Annotated in this window: 8 protein-coding genes and 2 tRNA genes; 3 read left to right on the top strand and 7 right to left on the bottom strand. The window is 71.4% G+C overall.

Going from position 1 to position 9,607, the window contains the following annotated elements; all coding sequences use genetic code 11:
- The first annotated feature begins 239 nt into the window (after nt 1-239).
- From HGA02_RS04410 to HGA02_RS04400, 3 genes are all read left to right on the top strand, one after another.
- Complete coding sequence (locus tag HGA02_RS04410; protein ID WP_168677953.1) at nt 240-971, top strand: hypothetical protein; 732 nt, start codon at nt 240-242, stop codon at nt 969-971.
- Between the two features lie 24 nt (nt 972-995).
- Nucleotides 996-1,877: a hypothetical protein gene (locus HGA02_RS04405; protein WP_168677951.1), complete on the top strand. Its 882-nt coding sequence runs from the start codon at nt 996-998 to the stop codon at nt 1,875-1,877.
- A 121-nt stretch (nt 1,878-1,998) separates the two neighbouring features.
- The gene (locus HGA02_RS04400) at nt 1,999-2,397 is read left to right on the top strand and encodes an SRPBCC family protein (RefSeq protein ID WP_168677949.1); all 399 of its coding nucleotides are present in this window, start codon (nt 1,999-2,001) and stop codon (nt 2,395-2,397) included.
- 83 nt (nt 2,398-2,480) lie between these two features.
- Here the strand turns inward: HGA02_RS04400 and HGA02_RS04395 are convergent.
- The 7 genes from HGA02_RS04395 to HGA02_RS04370 all read right to left on the bottom strand — a co-directional run bounded on the left by HGA02_RS04395 (nt 2,481) and on the right by HGA02_RS04370 (nt 9,434).
- A tRNA-Ala gene (locus tag HGA02_RS04395) sits at nt 2,481-2,553 on the bottom strand.
- 41 nt (nt 2,554-2,594) lie between these two features.
- Complete coding sequence (locus tag HGA02_RS20345) at nt 2,595-2,714, bottom strand: DLW-39 family protein (RefSeq protein WP_210728157.1); 120 nt, start codon at nt 2,712-2,714, stop codon at nt 2,595-2,597.
- Between the two features lie 22 nt (nt 2,715-2,736).
- A tRNA-Ile gene (locus HGA02_RS04390) sits at nt 2,737-2,810 on the bottom strand.
- Nucleotides 2,811-2,922: 112 nt separating this feature from the next.
- Nucleotides 2,923-3,852 carry a DUF3566 domain-containing protein gene (locus HGA02_RS04385; protein ID WP_168677947.1) on the bottom strand — a complete coding sequence of 310 codons (930 nt, stop codon included), beginning with the start codon at nt 3,850-3,852 and terminating at the stop codon, nt 2,923-2,925.
- Nucleotides 3,849-6,461 carry a DNA gyrase subunit A gene (gyrA, locus tag HGA02_RS04380; RefSeq protein WP_168677945.1) on the bottom strand — a complete coding sequence of 871 codons (2,613 nt, stop codon included), beginning with the start codon at nt 6,459-6,461 and terminating at the stop codon, nt 3,849-3,851. The genes HGA02_RS04385 and gyrA overlap by 4 nt, the downstream gene beginning before the upstream one ends.
- Before the next feature lie 79 nt (nt 6,462-6,540).
- A complete protein-coding gene (gene gyrB, locus HGA02_RS04375) occupies nt 6,541-8,589 on the bottom strand; it encodes a DNA topoisomerase (ATP-hydrolyzing) subunit B (protein ID WP_168677943.1) in 2,049 nt (682 codons plus the stop codon).
- 245 nt (nt 8,590-8,834) lie between these two features.
- Nucleotides 8,835-9,434: a DciA family protein gene (locus HGA02_RS04370; protein WP_343035262.1), complete on the bottom strand. Its 600-nt coding sequence runs from the start codon at nt 9,432-9,434 to the stop codon at nt 8,835-8,837.
- Nucleotides 9,435-9,607 lie beyond the last annotated feature (173 nt).

The raw sequence follows: 9,607 nt of genomic DNA, 5'->3' as shown, positions 1-9,607 counted from the left end.
CCCGGGACGTCGACCACGGGCACGACGACCGCGACCGCTCCGACCAGCAGCCCGTCGACCACCAGCACGCCGACCTCCGCCGTACCGGCGGCCGTCGCGACGACGGACGTCCCGACCGACGCGGGCCTGCTCGCGCGGCGCCGCCGCACCGGTTCAGCACCACCGACAGCACGGTCGCGAACGTCGCCTCCGTCCTCGGCGCCACCGCGCGCGGCGGGGCGGCGTCGATGATGGGGGCGGTGACGTTCGACTCGAGCGCGTTCGCCGCCGCCGTCGCCCGGCCCCTCACCGTCACCAAGACGGGCACCGACATCAACCTCTCCTCCGCGACCTACGCCGCGAGCGGCACCGTGCGGGCGTCCGGCCCGGCCGCGCGCGTCGGGCAGTACGAGATCGGCTTCCTGCAGACCGTCTACGAGTCCTCGCGGAACTTCTACTACGAGCCCGCCGGCCACACCCCCGGCCTGCTCGCGCGCATCGCCCCGACGTTCTTCGGCGAGCGCAAGAAGGTGTCCGACACGTGCAGCGCGCTCCCCGTGCGCGACGGCGACGCGGGCTTCCGCCCCTGGTACGGGCCCGAGACGGTGTTCCCCTTCAGCGCGACCGACCCCAGCACCAAGAACACCGCCATGCAGGACACCCCGGACAGCACCCAGCCCTGGACGGTCGGGTCCGGCACGGCCAAGCAGCAGCTCGTGAAGACCGACGGTCGCGACCGTTTCCGCAGCTGGCTCGCGGTCAAGGACACGGCGTCGACGAACGCGATCATGCTCAACTACGCCGACTGGCTCGTCGACTACGGCACGACCGTCACGTTCAACTCCGCCTCGCCCGCCGCGAGTGTCGTCACGCCGACCGCCACGTCGGGTGCGAGGGTGACCGGGACAGGCGACGCCACGGGCGGCCAGTGGCCGCTGCACGGCGACCCCGTCGCGAACGACGTCGCGACGGTCGTCGAGTCGAGCTGGTGAGGCGGGGGAGCGGGAGGTGGACGGATGAGCAGGCGGTCCGCGGGACCACGACGCACGCCCGCCGCGCGCTCGTGGCTCGACGCCGTCGAGTCCGCGTCCGCGTCCTTCGTCGGGACGGCCCGGCTGGTCGACGAGCGACCCGTGCCGGCCGACGAGACACCGTTCCGCGGCGACGGGTTCGCGCTCGACGTCGAGGTCGTCCCCGACCAGCCGGTGTTCGGCGCCGCCCCCGACGGCCCGCTCACCGTCGAGCTCCTCACCGCCCGCCCGCCCGACCGTCGCGAGCCGCCCGGCACGCCCAGGTTCCCCCCCGACTCGCTGCGCGAGGTCCCGTACGCCGACCAGGCGCTCCCCGGCGCCGACGACCCCGTACTCGTGGTCGCCACCGACCCGCCCGTGGTTCGCGGGCTCCTGCGCCCCGACGACGACCTGCCCGCCGCGGTCGCCACCATCCGTCGCTGGATCGACCAGCGCGCCGACGACGCCACCGTCCTGCGGGACGTCACCACCACCACCTCGCCGGTCGCCGTGACCGCCGGGTTCGAGCTGCTCCTGCGCACGACCGCCGACGTCGCCGGCCTCACCGAGCGATTCCTGCGCCTGCCGGACCTCACCGGCGGGGCCGTCCGCGGGATCGTCGCGCTCCTGCACGCCCGCCCGCTCACCGACGCCGAGACCGTCGACGTCGCAACCCGGCTGCTCGGCGCCCTCGCCGACACCCACGACCCCGAGGCGCTCGTCGCGTACCTCGGCTGGTTCGACGCGCACCGCGGCCGCTACGGCGACGACGTGGCCGTCCGCGTCCGGGTCCAGGTCGCGCGCGTCGTCGACCGGACCTTCGACGGCCCCGACGGCGAGGCCTGGCACCAGGAGGTCGCCCGCTACGCCGAGCCGTTCAGCACCTGACCGTTCGACGAGGCGCAGCCGAGAGCACCGGAGACGGCGGCCGGGACGGCGCTCCCCGTCGTCCCGTCGCCCATCCCGCTGCCCACCGGCGGGTGTCACCACCTCGTGCCACGATCGCCGCATGACGACGAGGACGCGCCATCTCAGCGTGCACATCGACCGGCCGATGTCCGCGGTCTACGCGTTCGTCTCCGACCCGGAGAACCTGCCGCGGTGGGCGCCCGGTCTCGGGTCCGGCGTCGTGCACGAGGACGGTGAGTGGTATGTCGAGACCGGCGACGGCCGTGCCCGCGTCCGGTTCGCTCCCCAGAACCCCTTCGGCGTGCTCGACCACGAGGTCCTGACACCGTCGGGCGCCACCGTGCACGTCCCGCTCCGCGCGATCCCCGACGGCGATGACGCGTGCGACGTCGTCTTCACCCTCCGCCCCATGCCGGGCATGACCGACGCCGAGCTCGACCGCGACGAGTCCCTGGTCCGCACCGACCTCGCCCTGCTCAAGTCGCTCGTCGAGCAGTGATCGGGAGCCTGACCGCCCCGCACGCCAACGCCAGGGACGCACGAAGGGCCGCCGACGCATGTCGGCGGCCCTTCGTTCGCGTGTGGAGCCAAGGGGACTCGAACCCCTAACCCCCTGCTTGCAAAGCAGGTGCGCTACCAATTGCGCCATGGCCCCCGGGTGCCGCCCGGAGGGCGGCGATCACGTGGGGGAGGCGGTCACTCGAAGGTGTCGGTGACCTCGGACCAGAGGTCCCGCTCGTCCTGGTCCTGCTGGTACTTCTGCCAGAGGACGTAACCGACGGCGGCGACCGCCACCACGAGCAGGAGCTTCTTCATCGGATCCCCCACGGGTCGGGAGTGGGCCTAACAGGACTTGAACCTGTGACCTCTTCCTTATCAGGGAAGCGCTCTAACCGTCTGAGCTATAGGCCCGTGTCGCTTCCGCACGTGCGAACACGTGCGCTGCGCGCCGGACGAGACTACCCCAGGCGAGGTGTCCCGCCCAAACCGGCCCCCGCGCGAGCGGTCGGCCGGCCGGTCGAGGTCACTCGTCGGTCATGGTCACGTGCACGCCGCCGACGAGCGCCGCCACGATGTTGTAGAGGAACGCGCCGATCGTCGACAGCGCGGTCAGCAGGAACACGTCGATGACGGCGATGAGCGTCGCACCCGAGACCACGCGCCGGAACTCGACGTACTGGAGGATGTTGATCGAGCCCTCCTCGCCGGTGATCTGCTTCACGAGGTTGTTCGCCTCGGTGAACACGTGCAGACCGTCCAGCGTCAGCCAGATCACGGCCGCGGCGACGACGATCATGATGCCGATCGCGACGGACAGCAGGAACGACAGCTTCATGACCGACCACGGGTCGATCCGGGAGACCGCGAGGCGCACGCGGCGCGGGCCGCCGACCGTCGGGATGCGCCCGGTCGCCGGGCGGACCTGGGAGGTCGCGCCGGTCGCGGGGGGACGGGTCGACGTGCGCGCCGCCGTCGGTGACGTGGCGGCGGCGGGCGCCGGTGCCGAACTGCTCATGGTCGGGTCCTCGGTACGGGGTCGGGTGACCGAGGCGAACGCGGCGCTGGTCGCGCCGGCCGCCTTCTTGAACCACACGGTCGCGGTGTCGACCGCCACCATGAGGGGCGAGGGCTGCTCGCCCTCGTCGGACGCGGACGTGGAGGCGGCCGTCGACGTGGACGTGCGGGGAGGGACCCCTGCCGACGCACGGTACGGCGGCTCGTCGCGCTTCGGGGTCGACACGCCGTCGGGCTCGCTGCTCGGCTTCTCGTCGGCCGGTGCGGGCCGGACGGGCTTCGACGTCGACGACGCGGAGTCCGCGCGGCCGTTCCCGTTGCGTGCCGCCGTCGGCGACTTCGCGGACGACTTCGCACCCGACGACGTCCCCGGACGTGCCGTGGTCGGGGTCGTCGGCCGCAGGCGCGGCGGGATCGAGGGCGGAGTCGAGTCGGTCATGCGTCCTCCGAGGACTGGTCGGCGACGGCCTGCTCACCGGTCGCGTCGTCCGCGCCGGGGGCCCCCGAGGCGTCCGGTTCGTCGGATCCCTGGCCGTTCTCGCCGCCCACGGTACCGGCATCCTCACCGAGGTGTCGCTCAGTGTTGCGGGCGACCGCGATGATCCGGTCACCCGCGTCGGGCTTCGCGAAGATGACGCCCTGCGTCGTGCGGCCGGTCGCGTTGACCTCGGCCGTCGCGGACCGGACGATCTTGCCGCGCTCCATGATGACGAGCACCTCGTCGTCGGTGTCGGTCACGAGCGCGCCGACCAGGTCGCCGTTCGCCTCGGGCAGGTTCGCGACCTTGATGCCGAGACCGCCGCGGCCCTGCTGCCGGTAGTTCTCGACCGTGAGAGCGGTGCGCTTGGCGATGCCGCCCTCGGTCACCGTGAAGAGGAACGCGTCCTCGCGGACGACGTCCATCGCGAGCAGCTCGTCGTCGTCGCGGAACTTCATGCCCGTGACGCCGGAGGTCGCGCGACCCATGGGACGCAGCGCCTCGTCGGACGCGGTGAACCGCACCGACTGCCCCTTGCGGGACACGAGGATGAGGTCCTGGTCGGAGTTGACGAGGCGCGCGGCGACGAGCTCGTCGGGCCGGCCCTCGTCGTCCTCGCGCAGGTTGATCGCGATGACGCCACCCGACCGGTTCGAGTCGTACTCGGTCAGACGCGTCTTCTTGACGAGGCCGCGCTGCGTCGCGAGCACCAGGTGCTCGGCCTGCTCGTAGTTCCGCACGTCCAGGACCTGCGCGATCGTCTCGCCCGGCTGGAAAGCCAGCAGGTTCGCGACGTGCTGCCCCTTCGCGTCGCGGCCGCCCTCGGGCAGCTCGTACGCCTTCGCGCGGTAGACGCGGCCGAGGTTCGTGAAGAACAGCAGCCAGTGGTGCGTCGTCGTGACGAAGAAGTGGTCGACGATGTCGTCCTCGCGCAGCTGCGCGCCGCGCACACCCTTGCCGCCGCGACGCTGCGCCCGGTAGTTGTCGCTCCGCGTGCGCTTGGCGTAGCCGCCGCGGGTGATGGTGACGACCATCTCCTCCTCGGCGATGAGGTCCTCGACCGACACCTCGCCGTCGAACGGGAGGATCGTCGTGCGGCGCTCGTCGCCGAACTTGTCGACGATCGCCTGGAGCTCGGTGCTGACGATGTCGCGCTGGCGCTGCTCGGAGTCGAGGATCGCGTTGAACTCGACGATCTGCGCCTCGAGCTTCGCGTGCTCCTCCATGATCTCCTGGCGCTGCAGCGCGGCGAGGCGGCGCAGCTGGAGGTTCAGGATGGCCTGGGCCTGCTGCTCGTCGATGTCGAGCAGCTCGATCAGGCCGGCCCGCGCCTGGTCCGCGTCGGGGGAGCGGCGGATGAGCGCGATGACCTCGTCGAGCGCGTCGAGCGCCTTGAGGTAGCCGCGGTAGAGGTGGATGGCCTCCTCGGCCTTGCGCAGCCGGTACCGGGTGCGCCGCTGGATGACCTCGAGCTGGTGCGTCGTCCAGTGCCGCACGAACGCGTCGATGCTGAGCGTGCGCGGCACGCCGTCGACGAGCGCGAGCATGTTCGCGCCGAACGTGTCCTGCAGCTGCGTGTGCTTGTAGAGGTTGTTGAGCACGACCTTCGCGACGGCGTCGCGCTTCAGCACGATGACCAGACGCTGGCCCGTGCGGCCCGACGTCTCGTCGCGGATGTCCGCGATCCCCGAGACCCGGTTCTCCTTGACGAGGTCCGCGATCTTCTTCGCGAGGGTGTCGGGGTTCACCTGGTACGGCAGCTCGGTGACGACCAGGCAGATGCGGCCCTGGATCTCCTCGACGTTCACGACCGCGCGCATCGTGATCGAGCCGCGGCCCGTCCGGTACGCCTCGTCGATGCCGCGGTGGCCCAGGATCGTCGCACCCGTCGGGAAGTCCGGGCCCTTGATGCGCAGCAGGAGCGCCGCGAGGAGCTCCTCCTTCGTCGCGTCCGGGTGGTCGAGGTACCACTGGACGCCGTCGGCGACCTCGCGCAGGTTGTGCGGCGGGATGTTCGTCGCCATGCCGACCGCGATGCCCGCCGAGCCGTTGACCAGCAGGTTCGGGAAGCGGCTGGGCAGGACCAGCGGCTCCTGGGTGCGGCCGTCGTAGTTGTCGCCGAAGTCGACGGTGTCCTCGTCGATGTCCCGCACCATCTCCATCGAGAGGGGGGCCATCTTGCACTCGGTGTACCGCGGGGCCGCGGCCGGGTCGTCACCCGGGGAGCCGAAGTTCCCCTGGCCGGCGACCAGCGGGTACCGCAGCGACCAGTCCTGCACCAGACGGACCAGGGCGTCGTAGATCGCCGAGTCGCCGTGCGGGTGGTACTTGCCCATGACGTCGCCGACGACGCGGCTGCACTTCGAGAACTGGCGGTCCGGGCGGTAGCCGCCGTCGTACATCGCGTACAGCACGCGACGGTGCACCGGCTTGAGGCCGTCGCGCACGTCGGGCAGCGCGCGGCCCACGATGACGGACATCGCGTAGTCGAGGTACGACCGCTGCATCTCGAGCTGCAGGTCGACCTGCTCGATGCGGCCGTGCTCGATCTGGTCCGGGGTCTCGGTCACGGGGTTCCTTCTGTCGTGCGGCGGGGGAGGACGTGGGGGTGGGCGCGCGCGGCCTGGTGGCGGGCGGCGCCCGGCTCCGTCAGATGTCGAGGAAGCGCACGTCCTTCGCGTTCCGCTGGATGAACGAGCGGCGGGACTCGACGTCCTCGCCCATGAGCACCGAGAAGATCTCGTCCGCCGCGGCGGCCTCGTCGAGCGAGACCTGCAGCAGGGTGCGGTGCTCGGGCGACATCGTGGTCTCCCACAGCTCCTGGTAGTCCATCTCGCCGAGACCCTTGTACCGCTGGACCGCGTTCTCCTTGGGCAGTCGCTTGCCCGAGGCCTGGCCGTCCTTGATGTACGCGTCGCGCTCACGGTCCGAGTACACGTAGTCGTGGTCCGCGTTCGACCACTTGATCCGGTACAGCGGCGGCTGCGCCAGGTAGACGTGCCCCTGCGTGATGAGCTCCGGCATGTAGCGGAACAGCAGCGTGAGCAGCAGCGTCCGGATGTGCTGGCCGTCGACGTCCGCGTCGGCCATGAGGACGATCTTGTGGTACCGCAGCTTGGCGAGGTCGAAGTCCTCGCCGATGCCCGTCCCGAACGCCGTGATGAGCGCCTGGACCTCCTGGTTGCCCAGCGCCCGGTCGAGGCGCGCGCGCTCGACGTTGAGGATCTTGCCGCGGATGGGGAGGATCGCCTGCGTCCGCGGGTTGCGACCGCGCACGGCCGAGCCGCCGGCGCTGTCGCCCTCGACGATGAAGACCTCGCACTCCTCCGGCCGGTTGCTCTGGCAGTCCTTGAGCTTGCCGGGCATGCCGCCCGACTCCAGCAGGCCCTTGCGTCGCGTCGCCTCGCGGGCCTTGCGGGCCGCCATGCGCGCCGCGGCCGCCTGGATCGACTTGCGGATGACGTCGCGCGCCTCGTTCGGGTGCGAGTCCAGCCAGTCGCCCAGCCGCTCGTTCACCACCTTCTGCACGAACGTCTTCGCCTCGGTGTTGCCGAGCTTCGTCTTCGTCTGGCCCTCGAACTGCGGCTCGCCGAGCTTGATGGAGATGACGGCCGTCAGGCCCTCGCGGATGTCGTCACCCGTGAGGTTCTCGTCCTTCTCCTTGATGATGTTCTTGTCGCGGGCGTACCGGTTGATCAGCGACGTCATCGCCGCCCGGAAGCCCTCCTCGTGCGTGCCGCCCTCGGTCGTCGAGATCGTGTTCGCGAACGTGTGCACCGACTCCGAGTACGCGCTCGTCCACTGCAGCGCGATGTCCACCGAGATGCGCCGCTCGGTGTCCTCCGAGGTGATCTCGATGACGTCCGGGTGGACGAGCTCGACCTTCTTCGCCGCGTTGAGGTGCGTCACGTAGTCGACGAGGCCGCCGTCGTACTTGTACGTGACCGTGCGGTGCTGCGGCGCGTCGACGGGCTGGTCCTCGTCCTGCGCCGGCTCCGCGTCCGTGACCTCGTCCTCGGTGCCCGTGTGCTGCGGCCGCTCGTCGGTGAGCGTGATCTTCAGGCCCTTGTTGAGGAACGCCGTCTGCTGGAAGCGCGAGCGCAGCGTCTCGAAGTCGTAGTCGACCGTCTCGAAGATCGTCGAGTCGGCCCAGAAGGTCTGGCTCGTGCCCGTGTCCGTCGTCGCCTCGCCCTGGCGGATCGGACCCGTCGGCTTGCCGCCGTCCTCGAAGTCCATCTCCCACGCGTAGCCGTCGCGCTTCACGACGGACTCCACGCGGCTGCTCAGCGCGTTCACGACCGAGATGCCCACGCCGTGCAGACCGCCCGAGACCGCGTACCCGCTGCCGCCGAACTTGCCGCCCGCGTGCAGGATCGTCATGACGACCTCGAGCGTCGGCTTGCCCTCGGTGGGGTGCAGCTCGACCGGGATGCCGCGGCCGTTGTCGACGACGCGCACGCCGCCGTCGGCCAGGAGCGTCACCTCGATCGCGTCGCAGTACCCCGCGAGGGCCTCGTCGACCGAGTTGTCGACCACCTCGTAGACCAGGTGGTGCAGGCCGCGCGCACCGGTCGAGCCGATGTACATGCCGGGCCGCTTGCGGACAGCCTCGAGCCCCTCGAGGACCGTGATCGCGCTGGCGTCGTACCCGCCGGCGCCGTTCGGGCTGCTGGGCGGGGTCGTGCTCTCGTCGGCCACGGGCGGATGTACTCCTCAAGCTCTCACACGCGACAGAGCGCCCCGCCAAGGACCTAGGAGGGCGGATCACCCCAGGAGACTGGAGTTCTCGGCTCTGGTACCGGCGCAAGCGCGCCAGAATTGACGTTCACAGTCTACCTGGACCCCGGCCTGTTACCCCTCGTGTCGACGTCAGCGGAGGAGGGAAGTTCTGGCGGGTTCCGTGACGACGCACGTCCCGGCGCTCCGCGACGGTCGTCCGCGCGTCAGCCGTACGTGTCCCGCGGCCCTCTCCCGGCCACGCGTCGCTTCCCCCGGCCGAACCCCGGACCCGACGGCCCGAGCACCGTGATCTCCGAGACCACGCCCTCGCCGAGCTCCTCCGCGAAGCGGCGCAGCATCGTCGGCACCGCCCACGTCAGGTTCGTCGCCCAGCTCGTCGAGCTCGCCTGCACCGTCAGCACGCCCGCCTCGAGCGACACGTAGGAGCAGTGCTCCGCGACCTGCGGCCCCACGAGGTCCGCCCACCGGTGCTGCACCGTGCCCGACACGAGCCCGGACCCCCACCCGAACTGCCCCACCAGCGCCCCGAGCGTGTCCGCCACGGCCTGCGGGTCGCGCGCGCCCGGTCCCGCCGTGCCCGGGTTCACGTCGACCAGCGCGCGCCTGCGCGGAGCGTCGCCCGGGCGGATGCCCTTGGCCCGGGCTGCCTCCTTCGCCCGGTTCAGCGCAGCCGCCGCGACCTGACGCTCCGGGACGAGGTCCACGACCTGCCGCAGCGGGGCACCGTCCGTGGTGGCGCGCCGGACCGGTGGGAGCAGGGCGTCGTCGGCCTCGGCGTGGCCGTGGCCGCCGTCAGAGGACACGGGCCACCTCGCCACCCATGACGTCCACGCGTGCGCCCGCGAGCGGCTCCGGCTTGTCGGGAGCGGTCATGGTGCTCACGCCGCGGCCTTCTTCCTGTCGTAGCCGAAGAGCGTGGCGGCCCAGTGGATGACCGACAGCTCGCGGACCAGCGGCGGCGCCGCGATGAGGAGGA

It is taken from the genome of Cellulomonas septica (assembly GCF_012396155.1).
Lineage (GTDB): Bacteria > Actinomycetota > Actinomycetes > Actinomycetales > Cellulomonadaceae > Cellulomonas > Cellulomonas septica.
This window is presented reverse-complemented; position numbering and strand designations above follow the sequence as displayed.